18 protein-coding genes are annotated in these 21,567 nt (G+C 58.6%); 9 read left to right on the forward strand and 9 right to left on the reverse strand.

Annotation, left to right across the window (positions count from 1 at the left end):
- Window positions 1-8: 8 nt before the first annotated feature.
- Genes AAGD24_RS01735 through AAGD24_RS01745 form a run of 3 tightly spaced genes read right to left on the reverse strand, consistent with a single transcriptional unit; the run spans window position 9 to window position 6,653 of the window.
- A complete protein-coding gene (locus tag AAGD24_RS01735) occupies window positions 9-533 on the reverse strand; it encodes a hypothetical protein (RefSeq protein ID WP_379866322.1) in 525 nt (174 codons plus the stop codon).
- Window positions 534-544: 11 nt separating this feature from the next.
- On the reverse strand, window positions 545-4,012 hold the full coding sequence (locus AAGD24_RS01740) for a tetratricopeptide repeat protein (RefSeq protein WP_228210246.1): 3,468 nt from the start codon (window positions 4,010-4,012) through the stop codon (window positions 545-547).
- 4 nt (window positions 4,013-4,016) lie between these two features.
- Window positions 4,017-6,653, reverse strand: a complete 2,637-nt coding sequence (locus tag AAGD24_RS01745; RefSeq protein WP_336146345.1) for an endo alpha-1,4 polygalactosaminidase — start codon at window positions 6,651-6,653, stop codon at window positions 4,017-4,019.
- 273 nt (window positions 6,654-6,926) lie between these two features.
- Between AAGD24_RS01745 and AAGD24_RS01750 the strand changes: the two genes are divergently transcribed.
- Complete coding sequence (locus AAGD24_RS01750) at window positions 6,927-7,607, forward strand: hypothetical protein (protein WP_379866324.1); 681 nt, start codon at window positions 6,927-6,929, stop codon at window positions 7,605-7,607.
- A gap of 8 nt (window positions 7,608-7,615) precedes the next feature.
- Here the strand turns inward: AAGD24_RS01750 and AAGD24_RS01755 are convergent, their stop codons facing one another.
- Window positions 7,616-8,347: a sulfite exporter TauE/SafE family protein gene (locus tag AAGD24_RS01755; RefSeq protein WP_036202386.1), complete on the reverse strand. Its 732-nt coding sequence runs from the start codon at window positions 8,345-8,347 to the stop codon at window positions 7,616-7,618.
- A gap of 251 nt (window positions 8,348-8,598) precedes the next feature.
- On the opposite strand from AAGD24_RS01755, the gene AAGD24_RS01760 reads away from it, so the two are divergent.
- Together AAGD24_RS01760 and rarD are read left to right on the forward strand one after the other, a co-directional pair.
- Window positions 8,599-8,946: a YchJ family protein gene (locus AAGD24_RS01760; protein WP_075195441.1), complete on the forward strand. Its 348-nt coding sequence runs from the start codon at window positions 8,599-8,601 to the stop codon at window positions 8,944-8,946.
- Window positions 8,943-9,842 (forward strand): EamA family transporter RarD, encoded by a 900-nt coding sequence (gene rarD, locus AAGD24_RS01765; protein ID WP_036202390.1) that lies wholly within the window; start codon window positions 8,943-8,945, stop codon window positions 9,840-9,842. Before AAGD24_RS01760 ends, rarD begins: the two co-directional genes overlap by 4 nt.
- Window positions 9,843-9,861: 19 nt before the next feature.
- Here rarD and AAGD24_RS01770 read toward each other — a convergent pair whose 3' ends face one another.
- Window positions 9,862-11,223 carry a CHAD domain-containing protein gene (locus AAGD24_RS01770; protein WP_041333601.1) on the reverse strand — a complete coding sequence of 454 codons (1,362 nt, stop codon included), beginning with the start codon at window positions 11,221-11,223 and terminating at the stop codon, window positions 9,862-9,864.
- Between the two features lie 267 nt (window positions 11,224-11,490).
- On the opposite strand from AAGD24_RS01770, the gene AAGD24_RS01775 reads away from it, so the two are divergent.
- From AAGD24_RS01775 to AAGD24_RS01800, 6 genes are all read left to right on the forward strand, one after another.
- The gene (locus AAGD24_RS01775; RefSeq protein ID WP_075195439.1) at window positions 11,491-13,167 is read left to right on the forward strand and encodes a methyl-accepting chemotaxis protein; all 1,677 of its coding nucleotides are present in this window, start codon (window positions 11,491-11,493) and stop codon (window positions 13,165-13,167) included.
- Between the two features lie 103 nt (window positions 13,168-13,270).
- Window positions 13,271-14,341: a TRAP transporter substrate-binding protein gene (locus tag AAGD24_RS01780; RefSeq protein ID WP_075195438.1), complete on the forward strand. Its 1,071-nt coding sequence runs from the start codon at window positions 13,271-13,273 to the stop codon at window positions 14,339-14,341.
- Entirely contained in the window at window positions 14,338-15,468 is a 1,131-nt protein-coding gene (gene potA, locus AAGD24_RS01785) for a spermidine/putrescine ABC transporter ATP-binding protein PotA (protein ID WP_305936239.1), read from the forward strand. The genes AAGD24_RS01780 and potA overlap by 4 nt, the downstream gene beginning before the upstream one ends.
- Window positions 15,461-16,321, forward strand: coding sequence for a spermidine/putrescine ABC transporter permease PotB (gene potB, locus AAGD24_RS01790; RefSeq protein ID WP_075195436.1), 861 nt, complete (start codon window positions 15,461-15,463; stop codon window positions 16,319-16,321). Before potA ends, potB begins: the two co-directional genes overlap by 8 nt.
- Complete coding sequence (potC, locus tag AAGD24_RS01795) at window positions 16,318-17,088, forward strand: spermidine/putrescine ABC transporter permease PotC (RefSeq protein ID WP_041333605.1); 771 nt, start codon at window positions 16,318-16,320, stop codon at window positions 17,086-17,088. Before potB ends, potC begins: the two co-directional genes overlap by 4 nt.
- On the forward strand, window positions 17,085-18,128 hold the full coding sequence (locus tag AAGD24_RS01800) for a PotD/PotF family extracellular solute-binding protein (RefSeq protein ID WP_041333606.1): 1,044 nt from the start codon (window positions 17,085-17,087) through the stop codon (window positions 18,126-18,128). Before potC ends, AAGD24_RS01800 begins: the two co-directional genes overlap by 4 nt.
- Before the next feature lie 30 nt (window positions 18,129-18,158).
- On the opposite strand, the gene AAGD24_RS01805 is transcribed toward AAGD24_RS01800, so the two are convergent.
- Genes AAGD24_RS01805 through phnC form a run of 4 tightly spaced genes read right to left on the reverse strand, consistent with a single transcriptional unit; the run spans window position 18,159 to window position 21,556 of the window.
- Window positions 18,159-19,115: an HAD-IIA family hydrolase gene (locus AAGD24_RS01805; RefSeq protein WP_305936237.1), complete on the reverse strand. Its 957-nt coding sequence runs from the start codon at window positions 19,113-19,115 to the stop codon at window positions 18,159-18,161.
- 4 nt (window positions 19,116-19,119) lie between these two features.
- Window positions 19,120-19,926, reverse strand: coding sequence for a phosphonate ABC transporter, permease protein PhnE (gene phnE, locus AAGD24_RS01810; RefSeq protein WP_198324879.1), 807 nt, complete (start codon window positions 19,924-19,926; stop codon window positions 19,120-19,122).
- 5 nt (window positions 19,927-19,931) lie between these two features.
- The gene (gene phnE / locus AAGD24_RS01815) at window positions 19,932-20,735 is read right to left on the reverse strand and encodes a phosphonate ABC transporter, permease protein PhnE (RefSeq protein ID WP_075195432.1); all 804 of its coding nucleotides are present in this window, start codon (window positions 20,733-20,735) and stop codon (window positions 19,932-19,934) included.
- A 2-nt stretch (window positions 20,736-20,737) separates the two neighbouring features.
- On the reverse strand, window positions 20,738-21,556 hold the full coding sequence (phnC, locus tag AAGD24_RS01820; protein WP_126810761.1) for a phosphonate ABC transporter ATP-binding protein: 819 nt from the start codon (window positions 21,554-21,556) through the stop codon (window positions 20,738-20,740).
- Window positions 21,557-21,567 lie beyond the last annotated feature (11 nt).

Below are 21,567 nucleotides of genomic sequence, written 5' to 3' on the forward strand. Positions count from 1 at the left end.
AGGCGGTATTATTGGCTTTCGATCAGTGGCATGGCGTTGGCCAGCTCGTCCAGAACCTTATGGGCCGCCACGCTCAGGCTTTCACGACCCCATCCCGTGCGGGCCGAGGTGCCGGACCACACTACGCGATTGTCGTCTGCGTTGCGTATTTCCAGGGTAATGCCTACGGCGGGCTCGCCATCCAGCCCACTTTTGTAGCGCCATTCTTCCACGGTGCCCGTGAACAGGTAGTCCGCGCCATCGTTGCGGGCCGTGGCGAGAGCTGTTTGCTGTCGTTCACTGCTTTCGTACAGCAGGGGGTTGCGGTCATCGGGCAGGTAGAGGGTCACGTTTTCGCTGCCCTTGGCTCTCAGGATCGCGGACAGCACACTGGCGGCTTGGTCTCCGGCCTGGGGTGTCTGTGACAGGTTGATCAGCGGCAGCACCGCAAACTGTCCATCCTTCGGAATCGGCGAGCCCTCCTGGCTCTGGATAACCGAACAGCCAGCCAGAAGTAACAGGGTGAGCCAGAGGCTATGGCGTAGTGTTTTCATAACAGTCTCCTTCAGCGACCAGGGTAAATCGTGTACGTAAGATTGAATTCGGTTCGGCCGTTGCCGTCCAGCCCTTCCGACGACCAGCGTCCAGACAGGGCCAGTTCATCATCCCCCAGCACCCGCCAACCCAGGCCCACTTCCACACCGATTTCCGCCGTTGAAGTGGATAATACATAACCGGCGTCCAAACCGAGAAATGCGCGGGGTGAGGGTGTCGAGCGATACAGAGCGTGGGGTGAGCCATGGAACCAACGTGTGCCCACACCGATACGTTCATACTCCTCGGTCAGCAGGCTGGCGGTTTCCAGTGGCTGATCCAGTGCCGCAAGGGTGGATGAGGGCAGGGTTTCGGCCAGGGATAGCTGCTGGTTTCGATAACCGGCGCTGATAATCCAGGCCGGGTCATTGCGAAAAATGGTGTAGGTGGCATTCAGGTCCAGCCCGTAGCCGTCCGCCAGTTGATCGTTCTCCAGGCTGTTGACCGTCAGTTGCTCAAGTTGGGCATTCAGGTTAAGCCGGGAGAAAGGGGTGTAGCTGGCGCTGGCGTAGGCGCGGTCGCGGCGGGTCAGCCACCAGGCTTCGGCGCTGTCCGGTGTGCGTTCCTGGAAATGGTAGCCGGCGCCGAAGGCGATGCGGTCAGACCATTGCTGGTCGAAGGCAGCGCTGATGGCCAGGTCATCCTGCTGGTAGCGTGGCAACTGGCTGACCGATAGCGACCAGGCGCTATTGCCTGAGCGCCTGTCCACCTCGAAAGAAGTCTCGCTGCTGCGACCGGGGGTGCTTATCAGTCGCCCGGAATCGCTCGCCTTGAGAGTGCTGGCAGACAATTTCCAGCGAAACTCGTCTTCGCTGAACTGCCCGGTTATCCCGCTGCGCTGAACGGTAAAGTTACCCAGGTTCTGCCAGCGGCTGCCCACTTGAATGGCACGGTTGAACGTCTGGTGTAGATTTACCGTGTCCTGCATCGTCACCCTCTGTTGTTCCGCCGTCATCGGACTGTTGAGTCGATCAAGCTGCCGAACATAGCGGCCTGTCTGTTGTTCGCGGTTTTCCGGCGCAGACCGTAGGGTTTGTCCGATGCGTTGGCGCACCGCTGCGTTTCGGCCGTCCGGTGCCGGTAGCAGGGCCTCCGCGACCAGCGTGTCACCCTGATTGGACGCAAAGTACGCCAGGGTTTCGCGTAATCCCCTCTGGTCAGGGTCGTCGCCTTCGCCGCTGCGAGGAAAGGTCGCCAAGGTTTGCCAGGCCAGTTTGAGCAGCCCTTCCTCACTGTACACCGCAAAGCGGCTGGAGCGGGTGGATGGGTCTTCCTGTAATCTTTTCGCGGCCTTTTGGCGAAGATCGGTTGCGGTGCCGGGTGCACCGGTCTGATCCAGCAGTCTTGCCGTCGCCAGAAGCCACTCAATGTCATCACTGCGGGTATCCATACCCTGACGAAACCAGTTCAGAGCCCGTCTCGGCTGGCCCAGGGCACTGTAACCGTACGCCAGGACCGGATAGGCGGCGGGAGAAGGTGTATCACCGATTCGGGCCAGCAGGGCCGGAAGGGTGTCGGCGAACTGTTCCGTATTGGCAAGTTGCAGCCAGGCCCAACTGATCATCAGGTTCTCATCGTCGGGTGCCAACTCCCACGCGGCGCGGTAGGCATCGTTTGCTGCCAGGACCTCGTCGTTGCGCTGGTGAATCAATGCCCGAAGTGACCAGTAGCGCGGGTTGTTGCGGGCAGTGGGAACGTCCGTTTGCCAGCGTTCGAGGGTTTGCTCCAGTTCCTGCCATTGCCCGAGCGCCAACTGGTATTCAGCGATAGCGGCCAGGAACCGGGGTTCCCCGGTTTCAAGGAAAAGATGTTCGCTCAACGACAGGGCCCTTGGGTAGTCCTCGAAAAGGGCTGCCAGGTTGAGCAGGCGCTCCTTTAAATTCGGCGTAAGCTCAGAGTCGCTTCTGGCCAGGAGACTTTCATAATCCCGCTTCAGGATGTCGGTTCTACCCAGGCTGTTGGCCAGGTCCATCCGCATGATTTGAACTGTCTCGGCCAGTTGCCGGTCTTGCGGCTCGAAATTCAACAGCGCCAGGGCGCGTTCAGGTTGCCGTGTGCGCCAGTAAAGAGAGGCCAGTTGTATGCGGTCGGCGTCGGATAACCGTGGCTCGTTTTCCAGCAGTTCAATGGCGGCGGGGAAATCACGCAGGTTAACCAGCAGCGTCAGTAGTCGTTCCCTAAGCGTGTCGGACCGGGGAAATCGTGATCGGCCTTCCGTTAGCCATTCCCTTGCATCATTGAAACGCCCGGAACCCACCAATGCGTCGGCCAGGGTGATATAGCCTTCCGGTTGCAAACGCTCCTGCCTGGCCCCCTCGGTTAACAGCATTCGCAGTGTGTCCCACTGGAAGAGTCCGCGCGCCAGATCCACCGATCGTTGGAAGGCTTGCGCGGAACCGGTTTGTTGATAGAGGGACACCCATACAGGCAGCGCTTCCTGCGGCAGGCCGTTCCACTCCAGCACTTGAGCAATGGTTTGCCGATCTTCGCGAGTGAGTCTGTCCGGTGTCTTCTGTAGCCTCCGGATAGCATTGAGCGCTGCTTTCAGATTCCCGGCGGCGAGTTGAAAGGCCAGCAATTCTCGCTGGAACTCTGTGTTGTCGGGATGCCGGTCCGCCCGTTGCCGAATCCAGGTGGCTTCGTCCGTAGCCGAACCAGCCAGTCTTGCCAGCCGGATACCTTCGGTCTGTGCTGGTTCCGACATCCGGGTGTCCGGGAGCTTTTGCTTGAAGAGTGCCAGCGCCGCTTTTGGATTGCCGCCGGCAAGCTCCAGGCGAATGATGTTGTCGATGAACTCATCGCGGGCCTCGGGGCGGACGGTGTCAATATAAGGGCGCAAGGTCGCTGCAGCCATTCCAGGCCGACCCTCTGCTTCCTCCAGCCGAGCGATTTCACGGGCCAGTTGAAGCCGTTGGCCGGGGCTGGTCATCCGGTCCTCGACGCCTTGCAGCAGTGTCAGGTAACGGGGCTGGCTCAGCCAGCTGGAGGCTGGCCTTAAGAGCTCCAGAATGCGTTCCGGTTCATAGGATTGGCGGACCAGCGCCTGGGCGTCGGCAAAGAGTTGGTCTTTCCGGGCCTCCCTCCGGGGGCCTTCTGGGATTGCAAACAGGCGTTGAGCCTGCAGTTCCAGGTAAAACTCAAAGGCCTCCTCCGGCACCGTCTGTTGTGCCATCAAGGGGGCCAGTACCTGGTCTGCGCGTTCCAGTTGGCCGGTTGTGCTCAGGGCCCGGGCCAGGCTGAGGCGTAAGGGAACGTTGTCTGAATCCGAACGCAGTAGCACTTCCAGATAGGCGATGGAAAGGGCGTCTGGCGTTTCAAGGTACTCCGGGTTCTCGAACACTGCCTGTCGCGGAAACAGCAGATACAACGCCAGCGCGATAAGCGCTCCCATAAGGACCAGCGCGGGCAAGCTGAAAAAGGACTCCCTGTTCCGACGCATAACGCTATTGGCACTCCAGCATCAGGGATTCTGTTTGCCGGCTGCTGAGAACAATCCGCACCTGTTCACCCGACCGTGACATCCGTGCCGAACCGCCGCTGGTTGTACATCGGCGGGTTCCGGCAAGGGTGAATTCCACGTTCCGATGGCTTTGCAAACCCAGCGTTATCCGCCATTTCCCGGCTACCTGCTCGCGCTGCCATTGGGTAAGTACCCCATTGGCGTGGGCCAGCCAGGGGCCTTTCGGGGCGGAGTCGGTCAGGAGCAGGCGGGGCGAATCACCGGTCAGATGCACGTAGCGGTGGCCGGCAGCATCGTGGAAACCGGCGACGCCAGTGCTTCTCTCCAGGTCGGGAAACCGGTCCTGCTCAATGGTGACGGTGTGGGGTTGGCCAATACCGCGCCAGTGCCAGCCACCGTTATCGTCCCTGAGCAACGCCGAGTAATAGAGGGTTTGCACGCGCTTGGCGTAGTCGCTGAGATAGAGCGGTGTGACGGGTTGATCTAGGGCGTATTTGTAGACCTCATGTAAGGCTCCGAGGGCCTCGGGTTTGGTGCCCGAATAGAAGTGGTAGTAAATGCCCATGGGTTTCAGCCGGCCTTTGTCCTCAAGGATTCGGAAAGTGTCCGTCACATTGCGAAACCCGTAATAGGGGCCTGTCCAGTTGTTGGTATAGACGTTTTCGTTCATCACCGGTGCGTACACTTGCAACTCATCGCCTACCGGCCTGGCATCGGGCCAGGTATCCGCCAGTTCGGAAGCGTAAGGCAATGGCTTGGTGTTGCCGCCATTGACGTTGACCAGACCGGCTTCCCGAACCCGTTTCAGCGCATTGGCGCCGGGCCGGGCGTCGCCTGTCCAGAGGAACACCGATACGGGCTTGTTCGCCGGGGCCAGGCGTTGATTGATGTATCCCACCGAGCCTTCGATTTCGCGTTCAAGGGAAGCCTGGTAATCCGGGATGTTCATGAAATAGCCATACAGTGTGTTTTCAAGCCTCGGTGCGGGGCCACCTTCTATCGATTGCCAGAAGAACGGATGACTGTAGGTATGAGATGCAACTTCCACCGAATTTATTCCGAATATGGCCCTGGCGATGCGTTCTGCCTCTTTACTGGCGCGCGGGTATAGGCCCTCGGGTGAAACTTCCGCTTCGATGACCGAAACGGTGTGGGGCACCTCATACCGTGACAGAATCTCATCCTGGATGACCTGGGCGCTCAGCGGGCTGCCGGGGAATTCCCCCCGCGAGACGAAGCCATCGCCGTCAATGTGGGCGGTGAGTATGCGGCGGCCATTCTCCGTGGTGGTATCAATTACCGGCATGGCAGGTGCACTGAAGGCCTGCTGGATAAACTCGAAGGGATTGAACAGCCAGTAGGCTTCGTCGTCGGGTCCGGTTTCGAACAGGAAGGGCGCTGAGGCCACGCCGCCTTTGTCATGGGTGTAGATGGCCGAGAATTGCTGGCCCTGCGCGTCAGTGATGGTCAGCCAGGGCGTGTGTCCTTCTACTTTCGGCATGGCCTGTGTGGTCAGGGAAGGAAGCCGCCTACCTTCGTAGTTGGTCACCGATGGGTGTGCGCGCTCATGACTCAGAGGCGCAGCAGGCACAGCGGTACTGCTGGCGGCCATCACGCCGCTGCACGCCGGGTTGCCGGGAATCAGCCCCATCAGCACCACGGGTACGCCCTTGTCCTGCTGCCGGGCAAGCCATGAACAAAGGCCGCTGTGGCGATCCCCGGTTTCCCACCACACCAGAATACCCGCATACCGGTCTTCGGTGGGCTCCGTTGGCAGGGGCTCTAGCGCGGAATGATACTGTGGGATGAATCCAGAACGCTCCAGGATAATGCCACCAAAACGATGGGCAGCGCTTCGGTCCATGTTGAATTCCGGCAAGTCATGAATCACCAGAACGTGGCGTTTCACCTGGACGGGTTTGGACGGGCTGAGGCGATCAAGGGCCGGGTTGGCCACCCAGGGCACGAAACCGTCGCGACGTAGCTGGCCTGCTAGTTCCTCGGCCTGGGAGGCGTCCGCGACGTAATCGATGGCAATCAGGGGCATGTCAGGTCGTGCCTCACGCCAGCGTTGTAGCTGTTTGTCCAGCCACTGGCGATCCGTTTCAGAGACTTTGTAATAACGCTTGTCCTTGGCGTTGTAGCCATTACGCCAGGACTCCAGGGCAAGCCCGTCGACCTGGCCGATAACGCTGTCCGGCAGGTGGAAACCGCGGTTGAGGATGATCTTGCCATTCGGGTGCCTGGCGCGGATGTCTGAAATCAGTTTTGTCTGGGCTTCGGCGAAGGCTTGCATTTGCGCTTCGCCACTGGCGGCAAGCGTGAAGCTGTCCAGAGTATCGAGAAACACCCCCTGAAAGCCGCGTTCGAAGGCCGGGTCAATGAGGTTGTCCAGCAGAAAGGCGCGGACTTCGGGGTTGCGCAGGTCCAGCACTGCGCTCGACCAGGCCGGGTTCTTGCCGATCAGCCAGCTGTTCTGCAGGCTTGCGAACAGGCGGTGGCTGCGGGCCATCTCTCCGACACTGACGTAGGCAATGGGCGTTGTGCGGGCTTCGGTCAGCAGGTCGATACGTGCATCGCTGGCCTGATCCTGTTGCAGTACCACCCAGTCGTAGGCCATCAAGCTGCCTATTGGGGCTTCGTTACCGTAATAGAACGCGATGTTAGGCGGCTGACCCACAGCATTGGCAAAACCGAAGGGTAAAAGTAGGGCGACTGCAAGCAGTTGAAGCAGAGGGTGTCGTCTTATCATGTGGAACCGAAATCAGGTAGAGAAGCGACTGAATGATGCGCACAAAGTCATCGCGAATGAGTAATACGTTGCTAATCTATTATAGATGACAGTCTGCAAGCACTCGATTTTCCAACTATTTTGTAATGAGAGAATAACGTTATGACCTCCGTGAGGAATGGCATCCCCCTGTGGTGGCTGGCGCTCGCCGCCACGCTGACGCCGCTGGTCACCATTCACGCAACCTTCGCGGTGTCGGTGCTGGAGGGGCATATTTCCTGGTGTATTCCCTATTGGGACAGTTGCACGAGCATTAGCCGCACCGGCCGATACGGTACCAGCTATTTCATTTTCAAGGGCACCATGTTGCCGGCGGCGATTCTCGGCATTCTGTTCTGGGCCCTCAACGGTCGTTGGCTACAGCAATTGGGTGCCACCAGCCGCGGTCGGCCCTGGGTCTCCTGGCTGGGCTTTGTCGCGTGTATGTCGCTGGCCGCATACACGCTGGCTCTGGGCCACGAAGGGGACGGTTTCAATCTGATTCGCCGAATAGGTGTCGTGCTGTATTTTTCGCTGACGTTCATTGCACAGTTGCTGATCAGCTCGGCCCTGAAGGGACACCCGCGATGGCATGCCAATGGCAAGCGACTGCTGTGGCTGTGTGGGCTGATACTGGCGGTGGGTATTCTATCGGTTATCCTCACAGCCGTTGTGCCAGGGGTGTACAGCCAGATAGACGACGCCTTCGAGTGGATTTTGGCGTTTTTGATCAATCTTCACGCGATATGGGTCGCGGTATTGTGGAAACAGAGCCATTTCCGGGCGAGGCTGTGGGCCGAGTAGTCCCGGGGTCAGAGCGACATCAGCCCGCGAACCAGTGCCGCCACACCCGCAACGGCGGCGATGCCAAGAATGACCGGCCTCAGTCCGTCAAAAGGCATGCGGTTGACCAGCTTGCCGGAAAGCCAGAAGCCGATGAGAACCCCTGGAAAGGTGACCGCAAACAACTGTAGCTCTCGCTGCCCCAGGTAACCGGAAACCACCAGGGCGGCAATACTGAAAAAACTCGCCACCAGGAAGAAGGCCGACATATTGGCCCGCACCAGCGGCCCCTTTTGATTCTGGTAGATCAGTGCAATCGGTGGGCCGCCAACGGCGGTAATGGTTCCCATGTAGGTCGAGGCAGCGCCGGCCAGGATACTGTTGCGAGCGTTCAGGGCAGGTCGCAAACCCCCTGCGCTCAGTAATACGCCAATCAGGATCAGAACGCCGAACGCCAGCTCGAACCCCGTGGGTGAAATCAGCATCAGCGTGATCCCGGCCAGGATCATGCCGCCAACGCCCCCGCCAATGGCAAAACGCACCTCGCGGACCTGTAACGCGCCCCGGTTCCTCAGTAGCATGAGAATCGTCAGCACCACGGCGTTCAGAACCAGCGGCGCCGGTATCAGTATGGGGCTGATCAGGAACAGCAATGGTGCCGCCAGCGTACCGATGCCATAACCTGCCACGCCTTGCAAACAGGCGCCGGCCAGCAAAGCCAGGTTAGCAAGGAGTATCTGCAGCAGGGAGAGGTCAGTCACAATCGGGCTACTCGATCAGGTCAGTTGATGATTGTTGATAGCACAGCCGCAGGGCAACTAAAACTGTTAAAATGAATCATTTACGTGTCCTGGGTCTGCCGGGTCCGTGAACAGCACTAACCGGCGATAAGGACGACCCGATGGCGCCAGAGATTACCCCGGACGACTGCCCCTGTGGCAGCCGCCAACCGTACAGTACTTGTTGCGAGCCATGCCATCAGGGCAAACCGGCATCCTCACCGGAAGCCCTTATGCGATCTCGCTACAGCGCGTTTGTACTGAATCTGACGGACTATCTGAAAGCCACATGGCACACCAGCACCCGGCCTCAAGACCTTGATTTGACCGAGGCGCCGAAGTGGGTGTCGCTGCAGGTACTGTCGTCAGAGGAAGGTGAACACGAAGGCACGGTGCACTTTCGCGCCCTTTACCGGGCAGGCGGCGGCTGGGGGTATCTGGAAGAGAACTCCCGCTTTGTCCGCGATGATGAGCGCTGGTACTACGTGTCGGGCGATACCCGCGAAGGGACCCTCAAGCCTGGCCGGAACGAATCCTGCCCCTGCGGAAGTGGCAGAAAATACAAGGCCTGTTGTCTGTGAAACATGCTACGCCTGATGCAGCAAAAGGCGTGGGTTTCGGCCTGGCCGCCTATACCTTGTGGGGCTGTTTCCCCATTTACTTCGCGCTTTTCGAGGGTGTGCCCTCTTACGAGGTGCTGGTTCACCGGATCGTCTGGTCCTGTGTTTTTCTCGCCATCGTGGTGAGTTTCCTGGGGCGCTGGAAACCCATCACTGCTGCGTTGGCACGCCCTAAAAAGCTTGGTTTCGTATTCGGCTGTGCGGTATTCATTGCGCTGAACTGGGGGGTCTATATCTATGCCGTGGAAACCCGTCATGTGCTCCAGGCGAGCCTGGGGTATTTCCTCACGCCCCTGGTGAACGTCGGTCTGGGCATGCTGGTGCTGCGGGAGAGCATTACCCGACTGCAAATTGTGGCGGTTGCATTGGCGACCATCGCCATCCTTTATCAGCTTTTTCTGTTGGGCGTGGTGCCCTGGATCACCCTGGTACTTGCGTTCAGTTTCGGAACCTATGGCCTGCTTCGAAAGCAGGTGGAGCTGGATGGTCTTTCGGGCCTGTTTGTTGAGACGCTGCTTCTGTTACCGGTCGGTCTGCTGGCTCTCGGGTTTCTGGGCTCGGCCGGAGAATCCCATTTCAATGACAACATCACCATTGCCTTGCTTTTGATGTCCAGCGGTATCGTCACCGCCATCCCCCTGTTGTTCTTCGCCGGTGCGGCCCGCCGGCTACGCCTGGCAACCGTGGGCTTTTTGATGTACATCAACCCCACGCTGCAGTTCTTCATCGCGCTGTTTGTGTTTGATGAACCCATGAGTGGGGAGAAGCTGGCGAGCTTCGTGATGATCTGGGTGGCGCTGGGGCTTTATTCCTGGTCGGCCTGGATAGGGCGTGGGATGAATCCCACCCCCAAATAGTGGGTTGCCTAGTGGGTTGTCAGGCAATACCGCCGAGGGTCAGTATGTCAGCCCGTACGCGATGTTTCTCCACGGCAAGGTCTGAAATCAGCGTGTTCAGGCCCGCCACGGGCGCCAGCATGTCCGGCTCCGTGGCAATGCTGTTGCGAAAGGCCAGCAGCATGTCAATCTGCACGTGCAGGTCCTGAAAGTCTCCGAACCGTTGTTGTCGATGTTTTAATGGCCTGAGCCTGTCGTGAAACGCCGGTTTGTTCAACTCGGCCAGGTAGCGTATGCGTTTCAGCCGTTTGCGCAGGTCGTGAAAGTGATCGTCCGGGGACTGTTCGTTCAGTTGCCGCGCCACGGCGTCGTGCTTGTGTATGTGCTTTTTCAGGGCTTTGTGGATGTCTTCGATAGCCAGTTTCCGGGTTATCTTCTTCAAGTGGCGGGAGGTGATAAGCTGGTACCACTCATCCATGTCTTTGCGGTATTGGCCGCTGCTCAGGCGTTTGGTCAGCTCCTGGTGTTCAATGTCTGCCAGGTTGGCAAAATAGCTGCGGGCGCCGGAGCTCACCAGGGCCAACCGGGTATCTTCCTCCAGTGGCCATTGCGCCAGGTCACCCAGTAGCACGTGAAGGTCTCTGAGCCGGCTGGTGGCTTGGCCATGCCGTTTCAGACTCTTGACGGCCTTGCGTAAATCGCTGTCACCACTGATGTCGACAACTGCTTCGGCGATGGCCCGGCTGCGGCGAATGGCAATACGGTACTGATGCAGAAACTCGTCGTCGTACCCCTGCAATACGCCCGGTTCCAGATCCCTGATGCGTTGATACTGGTGTAACAGCGATTCCGGGATGTGCCATGCCAGCGGAGAGTGCTCGTCGATACGGATTTTCGTCCTTTTGCGATGAAACTGCTCATAGCTGACGTCTTTGGGCGTCAGGAACCGTTCAAGCCGGCCCCTGTTCTTGCCGATCTCGCACCAGTGCTCTATGGGCAGGGTGATGTGCATGTAGCTGCACGTGGGGAAGGTGTCGGGTGCGTGCTTCAGCAGTAAGCCTGCCAGATCCTCCAGCGCAGGGTTGTGGCCAACCAGGGTAATGCTGTCTTCGTTCCGGTCGCGCAGCCAGTCGAGCACGACCTCATGGTTAAACGTGTATAGAACAGGCGCCAGTTTGACGGCGTGTTGATGGTTGCTCGGGATCAGGCCTTCCAGGGTTTGTTGTGCGCGGGTGGCATTGCTGCAGTAGACCGTTCCATCGAACGCCCCATCCGCACGGATTGCCCTGCTCATGGGAGCCAGCTGTTTCAGGCCCCGGTTGTTGAGGGGGCGCTGGTGATCACGAAGGCCATCATCGGCCCAGCTGGATTTGGCGTGGCGAATCAAATAGAGGTGTTTCATCCGTGCCCCTGAAACTGGTTTTATTGGGCCAGGTTTGATGAATCGGACGTTTGGGGCTAGACCTTTAGTCTAACGCTGGTTCAAGTCCATCCGCTACCGGCCGTTAAGACTTTTAACAATAAAAGCAAATGCATGAATGAGTTGTGGCAGTGTCGCAGCTTTACACCCCGAAGTCGCACACACCGGTATTACAAACTGGAACACACCCTGGGTGCCCGGTTGTGGATAATTACGCTGAACATTTGATCTCATACGGAGAACTTCTTGATGACATTGCTGAGCCGGTTACGCATTCGTTCCCGTCTTCTGCTGGGCGTTCTGATCCCGGTAGTAATAACGGCGGCAACCCTTGCCTGGATTACGGTCGCCCAGATCAAAAGCGGTGGTGAGGCTGAGCTTGAGCGCCTTGAAGCAAGTTTGCTTGAGGCACGAAAGGAAGGTGTAAAGAACCTTGTGGATACTGCGCGCTCTCTGGTTTTGAACGCCAAGAACAATCCGGATCTTTCGGATCGCGAAGCGAAGGAGGAAGCACGGAAGCGTCTGCGTTCAATCAGGTACGAGGGCGGAAACTATGTTTTCGCATATGCTCGCGACCTGGAAAATCTGGCCTACGCCCCCGACCCTTCTCGCGAAGGCCCCACAACCAATCCAGACGTGCAGAAACTGGTTCGGTCACTGTTCAATGCGGCCGAGGATGGTGGTTTTTTCGGATACGACTGGCCCAATCCAGAGTCAGGCGAGGTAGAACCAAAGGTGTCTTATTCAACGATTATTCCAGATTGGGACTGGATGATTGGCACTGGCGTTTATGTCACTGACATTGACCGGGTTGTTTCTGCCGCTCGCGCGGATATTGAAGCGGAGATAGCCGAAACCCTCGGTTTTATCGTTCTGGTTACGGTGGTTGTGGTGATTATCGCACTGCTCATCGGCATGTTTGTCGGCCGTACGGTAACGAAGCCGCTGAACACCGTTATTGCCATGATGAAGGACATCGCCGAGGGTGAGGGCGACCTCCGCCACCGTCTGCCGGACGAAGGAAACGACGAACTCGCCGAGCTTGGGCGTCGCTTCAACGCCTTCGTGGTGAAAATCCAGGACACCATCCGCGATGTCGGCGCGACCACTGACCAGGTTGCCTCGGCCGCGGAAGAGCTCAGCCGTGTTGCCAATGAAACCCGTGCGTCGGTGCAGGAACAGGGTTCGGAAACCGATCAGATTGCCTCCGCCATTAATGAGATGGCGGCCACGATCCAGCAGATTTCCGGCAATGCCAACTCGGTGGAAAGCGCCGCCTCTGACGCCGACAGGCTTGCACGGGATGGCGGCGAGACCATTGCCAACGCACAGGCGTCCGTCAATCAGTTGTCGGAGGAGATTGAATCCAGCTCTGGCCGTATCAGTAATCTGGCTGAGAAAACCGACGAGATTACCCAGGTGCTGGACGTCATCCACGCCGTCACTGACCAGACCAACCTGCTGGCCCTCAACGCAGCCATTGAGGCCGCCCGGGCCGGTGAGCATGGCCGTGGTTTCTCGGTGGTTGCCGATGAAGTCCGCCAGCTGGCCAAACGCAGTGCGGAATCCGCTGATCAGATTCGCGGTATGATTGACGGCTTCGTGACCGAGTCCCGCGCAGCGGTGGAGCGGATGGATGCGTCCCGCCAACGCTCCAGCGAAACGGTTGAGCGCATTAACCACGCCACTGACGCCCTGCGCACCATTGAGAAGTCTGTGGGCCATATTCATGATCAGGTGACCCAGATTGCCACCGCGGCGGAACAGCAAAGCCAGGTGGCCGAGGAAATCAACCAGAACGTGGTGCGCATCGTGGACGCGGCGCAGCGTAGCGATACTGGTGTGAACCAGACCAACGAGGCGAGCCACGAGTTGGCGCGGCTTGGTGAGAGTCTGCGTGAGCTGGTAGGCCAGTTCAAGGTATAGAACCGTTGCTTCTGGTCGGTCGACGATTGGCGTCAGCCGGCCAGCAAGCTATGATGTGGGCGATCTGATCCGACCACTACAAAAAACGGAACCTGACCTCGCTATGACTATTCGCAAATCTTTCATGACCGTCCTGGCATTGGTGTTCGCGCTGGCAAGCGCGTCGCTGTCGGCCCAGGAAACCTATACGCTTCGCCTCGCAGAAACCTGGGGGCCCAACTCTCCGATTCTGGGTGAAACAACGCGCCACATGGCCTCGATGGCTGAGAAGATGTCGGGCGGCCGCCTGCAGTTCCGCATTGACTCATCCAACAAGCACAAGGCGCCATTCGGTATTTTCGATATGGTGAAGGCGGGCCAGTACGATATGGGGCATACCGCCTCGTATTACTACAAAGGCTCGATTCCCAATGCCATGTATTTCACCACCGTTCCCTTCGGGATGATTGCACCTGAGCAATACGCCTGGTTTTACTACGGTGGCGGCATGGAATTGATGGAAAAGGTATATCGTCCCCATGGCTTGCTGTCGTTCCCCGGTGGCAATACCGGCAACCAGATGGGTGGCTGGTTCCGCGAGGAAATCAACAGTGTTGAGGACCTCCAGGGTTTGAAAATGCGCACACCCGGGTTCGCCGGCGAAGTGATGTCCGAAGTGGGCGTTGCGGTGACCAACATCCCCCCCGGGGAGCTCTACAGCGCGCTGGAGCGAGGCACGATTGACGCTCTGGAGTGGGTCGGCCCGGCACTGGATTTTCAGATGGGCTTCCATCAGATCGCAAAGTACTACTACTCCGGCTGGCAGGAGCCTGGCGCTGAAGTTCAGTTCCTGATTAACGAGAAAACCTGGAACAAGCTTCCCGAAGAGCTCCAGGAAGTACTGCGGGTGGCTATGCGGACCGCCGCCTACGACATGTACATCCAGAGCATGCATGAAAGTGGCGTGGCCTGGGATCGTATGAAGGAAGACTATCCGGATGTTACCCATAAAACCTTCCCGCCAGAGGTCATTGAAGCGCTTCGTGATGCCACAGAGAAGCTGTTGGCCGAAGAGGCGGAGAAGGATGAACTGGCACGGGAAATCATCACTTCCCAGCAGGATTATCTGAAGCAGGTTCGTCAGTGGACCAACATTTCCGATAAGGCCTATCTGAACAGCGTTTCGGGTGAATGAAAGAGACGCTTCTCTCGTTGAAAAACGTCTCCAAGGCGTTTGACGACAAAACCGTGTTGAACTCGCTGGACCTGGACATCCTGGACGGCGAGTTCATCACCCTTCTGGGGCCGTCGGGTTGCGGCAAAACCACCCTGCTGCGCCTGATGGCGGGTTTTGAGCAGCCAGACACCGGGGCAGTCAGCCTGTCTGGCCATGACATTACCCATGCCGCCCCCGAACACCGCCCCCTGAATACCGTGTTCCAGAACTATGCGTTGTTTCCCCATATGTCGGTGTACGACAACGTCGCCTATGGCCTGAAGATGGAGAAACGGCCCAGGGACGAAATTCGCCAGCGCGTGGATGAAGTGCTTGCCATGGTGCAACTGCAGGATTTCGCCCGCCGCAAACCGCATCAACTCTCTGGTGGACAGCAGCAACGGGTGGCCATTGCCCGTGCCGTGGTCAAGCGTCCGCAACTTCTGTTGCTGGATGAGCCTCTGTCTGCGCTTGACTACAAGTTGCGCCGGACCATGCAGGTGGAGTTGAAGCGACTGCAACGGGAGTTGGGCATCACGTTTGTATTCGTGACCCACGATCAGGAAGAAGCCCTGTCGATGTCGGACCGGGTGGTGGTCCTGAAAGACGGCGCGATTCAACAGCTGGGTACGCCCCGGGAAATCTATGAGCGGCCCGCCAATCTCTTTACGGCGCGCTTCGTTGGGGAGACCAACCTCTTTCCGGGATATCTGACCTCGGTTGAAGATACTGGCATTACCCTGGATATCCTGGGCCTGAGCCGTACCCTTCAGAAGCCCGGGTTTACGCTGCACAAAGGTGAGCAGGTGAATGTCCTGCTGCGTCCGGAGGATATTCGTGTGCTGGCTCCTGAAGACGAAAAGGGTCTGGCCGGCAGGATTGTGGAGCGAAACTACAAGGGCAGCACGCTGGACTCAGTGATTCATCTTGAGGACGGTACTGAAGTGCTGGCCAGTGAGTTTTTTGATGAGGACGATCCTGCCTTTGACTATAAACTGGGCGAGCCCGTGCGGGTCAGTTGGGTCGACGGCTGGGAATGGTTGTTGCCGGTTGAACTGGAGCCCGTCAACAACGACGCAGAAGAAGGGCTGAGTACGAATGCATAGGGTGTTACAGCAGCCCTTCAAAACCGCAGTGCTGATTCTGGTCTGGGGCTGGTTGTTGCTTCTTGTGCTCACCCCGAACCTACTGGTGGTGGGTGCCAGTGTGATGACACGAGACCCCGGCACCTTCCTCTCGTTGCCGCTGAACCTGGACAGTTACCGGCAGTTGTTCGACCCGCTGTACCTGGACGTGTTCCTGAACTCCCTCTACATGGCCGGCATGACGACCGTCTTCTGCCTGCTGATAGGATATCCCTTTGCCTGGGCATTATCGGGCCTGGGCAAACAGCGCCAGATGCTGCTGATTTTCCTGTTGATTGTGCCTTTCTGGACCAATTCCCTGGTGCGCACCTACGCCCTGAAACTGCTGCTGGCCACCAACGGCCTGATCAACAATGCACTCATGGGGTTGGGGCTGATCGACGAGCCGCTGAGAATGCTCTACACCGAAGGTGCTGTGATCATCGGGCTGGTATACCTGCTGCTGCCGTTCATGATCCTGCCTCTGTACTCCGTGTTCGATGACCTGAGGAAAGAGCTGCTGATGGCCTCGCACGACCTGGGAGCGGGAAAGCTTTCGACGTTCCTGCACGTGACGATACCCCTGACCTTGCCGGGCGTGCTGGCGGGCGTGATGCTGGTGCTGTTGCCTGCCATGGGCCTGTTCTTCGTGGCGGACATACTGGGTGGTTCCCGCAATCTGCTGGTCGGCAATGTCATCAAGAACCAGTTCCTGGACGCCCGTGACTGGCCCTTCGGTGCCGCCGCCAGCATTCTGTTGACGGTTGCCATGGCTGTCCTGCTGTTTGCGCACCGGCTCAGCCAGCGGCGGCTCGGTGAGGAGGCCAGGGCATGAATCGCTGGCTGCCGAAAACCTATCTCACCCTGGTGTATGTGTTGCTCTACCTGCCGATCCTGGTGCTGGTGGTGTTTTCGTTTAACAGTTCCCGCACCGGGTACCGCTGGGGCGGGCTCAGTCTGCAATGGTACGAGTCGCTGTTCAATAACCACGCCATGGTCCAGGCCATGTGGAATTCCCTCTGGCTGGCACTGGCGGCGGCCACGGTATCGACCATTATTGGCGCGCTGACAGCGTTGGCTCTTCACCGGTATCGCTTTCGTGGCAAGCGTGTGCTGCGCGGGATGCTGTTTGTGGTGATGATGTCGCCCGAGATTGTATTGGCCATCTCTTTGCTGGCGTTGTTCCTGTTGGTGGGCCTGCAACTGGGGTTTGTCTCTCTGCTGCTGGCCCACGTTACCTTCTGCCTGCCATTTGTGGTGATCACCGTAATGGCACGATTGAGCGGGTTCGATGAAAGCCTGCCCGAAGCGGCGCGGGATTTGGGCGCCAATGATTTCACCATGACCCGCACGGTACTGATTCCGGTAATCATGCCAGCATTGCTGGCTGGATGGCTGTTGGGCTTCACCCTGTCACTGGACGATGTGGTGGTGAGCACCTTTGTGAGTGGTCCTAGCTATGAAATTCTGCCACTTCGCATCTACTCTATGGTGCGTGTGGGCCTGAAACCCGAAGTGAATGCCCTGGGCACCCTGCTGCTGGTGTTTTCCCTGGCAATGTTGATGCTGTCCCAATGGATACTGACAAGGAGCAAACGATGAAGAAACTGGCGTTGGCGGGCCTGATGGCTGCAACCCTGACCGGATGCAGCTCGCAGGAAGAGCCGCAGGTACTGAACCTCTACAACTGGTCTGAGTACATGCCCCAGGAGGTATTGGACCGCTTTGAGGAGGAAACCGGTATCCAGGTGGTCTACACCACCTATGACAGCAATGAGGCTATGTATGCGCGGCTGAAACTTCTGGATGACAGCGGCCAGTACGATCTTGCGCTGCCCTCCACCTATTACGTCAACAAAATGCGTAAGGAAGGGCTGCTGGAAAAGATCAACCACGAGAAACTGGAAGGCTTCGAAAAGCTCGACCCCGAGCTGACGAACCTGGATATCGACCCTGAAAACCAATACAGCGTTCCCTACCTCTGGGGCACCACAGGGCTGGCCTACGATGCCAATGATGTTGAGGGCGAAGAGGTAACGGCCTGGTCGGATCTGTGGGACGAGAAATACGAAGGCCGCGTGATGCTCACCAACGACATGCGCGAGGTGTTCCACATCGGGCTGAGAGTGCTCGGATACTCTGGCAACAGCACCGATCCCGAAGAGATCGAGGCGGCTTATGACAAGCTGACCGAACTGATGCCTGCGGTGCGTACCTTCAACTCGGATGCACCGCGAATGCCCTATCTTGAAGGCGAGACCGACATCGGCATGATCTGGAATGGTGAAGCCGTGATGGGTGAGGAGGACATGCCGTCCCTTGAATACGTCTATCCGGAAGAGGGCATCATTGTCTGGCTCGACAGCTTTGTGATTCCCAAGAACGCCGAGAATGCAGACGCTGCCCATCAATTCATCAGTTTTGTCATGCGGCCGGAAATCTCCGCGCTGATCAGTGAAGACATCGGCTATGCCACGCCCAACCTTGCGGCCCGCGAATTGTTGAGCGATGAAGTGGCCAACGACCGCACCAGCTACCCGACACCGGAAGACCTGACCAACGCCGAGTTCCAGAAGGACGTGGGTGACGATGCCATGCAGGTCTATACCAAATACTGGGAAATGCTGAAGTCCGGGCAGTAAACCCGCAAACGGCTTGATCCGCCCCGGAAATCAGATCTCCGGGGCGATAAAGTCAGGCGCGATACCAGACTGCGCGATGCAGCGCGGTATATCCATACCCTGCAGGGAGCCCTCGGCCGTCACCAGCAGGGTTTTCATGCCGGCGTTCTGCCCGCCCAGGATGTCCGTATGAAGGGTGTCGCCCACCATGAGTATCTGCCCCGGCGGCACGTCCGCGAAGCGCTCAAGCACAGCCTGGAAAGCAGGTGCATAGGGCTTGCCGTAGAACTGCGGTTGGACACCGCTGGCCTCACGGGCCCGGTGGGCGAAGAATCCGGGTTCCAGCGTCAGGCAGTCGCCGCGGGGGGCCACCAAATCTGGATTGGCGATTTCCAGTGGCCTCGGCCGTTCTGTCAGTGTGGCCTCCAGTGCCGCCTGCATCTCCTCGTTCCAATCCTCGCTGCTGAGCATGATCAGGCCGTCATAGCTATCCAGTTTTCGTTTCAGTTGCTCCGTGACGGGGGGCCGCACCGGTTGCCAGTCTAGCGGCAGCGTGTCCGGTTCGGAATTCTCCGGGGCAATGACACCCCATAGCCCTTCGCGTCCCCGGTCGGACAGAGACTGCTCCAACAACCAGCGGCTGGAAATCAACTGTTCCGGCGTGATGTCGAACCCCATGCGCCGATACTTCTCCACCAGTTTGGCGTGGCTGGCGGTAGCCGCGTTGGAGAGAATCTGGACGTGTTTGCCCATTCGTTGCAGCTCGCGAAACCGTTGAATGGCTGCGGGGAAGGCCCTGGGTCCGGCATTCAGCACCCCAAAGGCATCGAACACGTATACCTGGAACCGGTCCGCCAGCGGCGCCATATCCTCCAGCGTGACTGGTCGAGGCTGTTCTGAGGTCGGCAGGCCCGCAGGCAGCCAGCGACGGATCTGCTCATACTGGTGGAAAGCCCAGGCTGGAGTGGGTTTTATGCCATTAAACGAGGTGGGGTGGGTATCGGTCATTGGCCTAGAGTACCGCTTGGCGCACCCTCGCGGAAACCCATTCCGAGGCCACCACCGTGACCAGTATCACCACGAAAATCATGGTGACCTGATTCCACGCCAGGGTGCTCAGGGATGCTTGCAGCTGCAGGCCGAGCCCGCCCGCGCCCACCAGCCCAAGGATGGTGGATTCGCGGATGTTGATGTCCCAGCGAAAAACACTGATGCCCCAGAAGGCGGGCAGGATCTGCGGCACAATCGCATAGTCAATGACCTGCGCTCCGGAGGCTCCGGTGGCGCGCACCGCCTCAACCTGTTTGACGTCGATTTCCTCAATGGCTTCGTACAGAAGCTTTGCGACGAACCCGATGGAGCGCAGTCCGATAGCGACAATACCCGACAATAGACCAGGACCGATTATGGCTACCAGCAACAGCGCCCATATCAGCGAGTTGATGGAGCGGGAGGAGACGATGATGAGCAGTGCCACTGGCCGCACGAAACGACGGCTGGGCGTGGTGTTGCTGGCGGCCAGAAAGGCTACTGGGATGGCGATAATCACACCGATAATCGTGCCCAGGGTTGCGATATTGAGAGTGTCCCACAGTGGCGTCCAGAGTTGGTTCACGTAGCTCCATGCGGGTGGAAACATCCGTTCACCAATATCGGCGGCCTGGTCCGGTGCGTCCGATACGAAAGCCCAAATGGTATTCCGGTTCATCAACTCCCAGCAGAATACCGTCAGGGCCACCAGCCAAAACCATCCGACCCATCGCGCCAGTTGCTGTTTACCGGAACGGAACTGCCAGTCTGCGTGGTGTCGTGCGCTCACGTCTATCACTGGACCCACCTACGGATATGTGAAGAGGAATACTCAACCGCCAGTACAATGGCGATGATGATAATCAGGATGGCGCCAGCGGAGTCGTATTCGTAACGATCGATGGCGGTGTTGAGGGTGGCGCCTATACCTCCGGCCCCGACAATGCCGATCACCGCTGACTCTCGGAAGTTGATATCCAGACGGTACAGGGACAAACCCACAAGGCGGGGCATCACTTGGGGCTGCACCGCGTAGTTGACCACTTGCCACCAGCCTGCGCCGGTAGCGCGGATCGCCTCAATCTGGTTGCGATCGCAGGCCTCGATATCTTCGGCCAACAGCTTCGATAGAAAGCCGATGGTGGCAAACGCCAGGGTGAGGAAGCCGGCAAAGGGGCCAAATCCGAACATTGCCACCAGCAGGATGGCGATGATCACCTCCTGGAAGGAACGGGATAGGGTAATAATGGCCCGGCAGGCGAGGTAAACGGGTGCAGGCGCCAGGTTGCGGGCAGCGCCTATGCCGATGGGCACCGAGATCAGGATGCCTGCGACTGTAGAAGTAACCGTCATGGTCAGGCTTTCGATCAGCCCTGCCCGGATATCGGTCCAACGAGACGTGAAATCGGGTACAAGGAAGCCTTCCACAAATCGCCAGCCGCGCTCAAGGCCATCGTACACCCGCATCCAGTTGACCTCGACGCTTTGCAGGGCCAGTGCCAGATAGACAATCGCGCCAAGGTAGAATGCCCGTCGCCAGAGCGGGTTTTTCAGCAGAACGGGCGGGCGTCTCCAGGTAGAGGGCGTGGCGTTGGACAAAACTAGACACCCTCCGCCAGATCAACGGCTGGGGATGCCCTGTCGTTGTCTTCATCTGTTTGGTCCTTGCGTACCTGGGCCCAGTCTTCCTCACCATAGATGCGTGTTAGCACGTCGTCCGTCAGCTCTTCCGGTTTGCCGTCAAACACCACCTCGCCTGCGCGCAGGCCGATGATACGGTCGGAGAACTGCTGGGCCAGCATGACATCGTGGATATTGATGATCGCGGGCAGGTTGCGTTCCCGGCAAACCGTCTGGATCAAGCGCATGATCTGACGGGAGGTTTTGGGGTCCAGGGAGGCGGTGGGTTCATCCACCAGAAGCAGCTCCGGGTTCTGCTCCAGCGCCCGTGCGATTCCCACACGCTGTCGCTGGCCGCCCGACAGGGCATCCGCGCGCTTATTGTAGTGCTCTGCCAGGCCGACTTTTTCCAGCAACGAAAAGGCCAGGGCAATGTCCTCGCGATTGAAACGGCGCAAAAACGACCGCCATCCGGCCACGTAGCCCAGTCTCCCCGACAGGACGTTCTCCATCACGGTCAGTCGTTCCACCAGGGCGTACTCCTGGAAAATCATACCGATACGCCTTCTGGCTTTGCGCAACGCCCGGCCGCGGAGGGTTGTCAGTTCGGTATCGCCCAGGACGACTGAGCCCCGGGACGGTTCAACCAGCCGGTTGATGCAGCGGATCAGTGTGGATTTTCCCGCACCGGACGGGCCGATCAGGCCAACGACCTGCCCTGCCGGCACGGTAAAGCCGATGTCGGTCAAGGCCTGGTCGCCGGTGCGGTAGGTTTTCGAAAGGTGTTTGAGTTCGAGCACAGTAACCTGCC

Source organism: Marinobacter sp. M5B, assembly GCF_042604615.1.
GTDB classification, from domain to species: domain Bacteria; phylum Pseudomonadota; class Gammaproteobacteria; order Pseudomonadales; family Oleiphilaceae; genus Marinobacter; species Marinobacter salarius.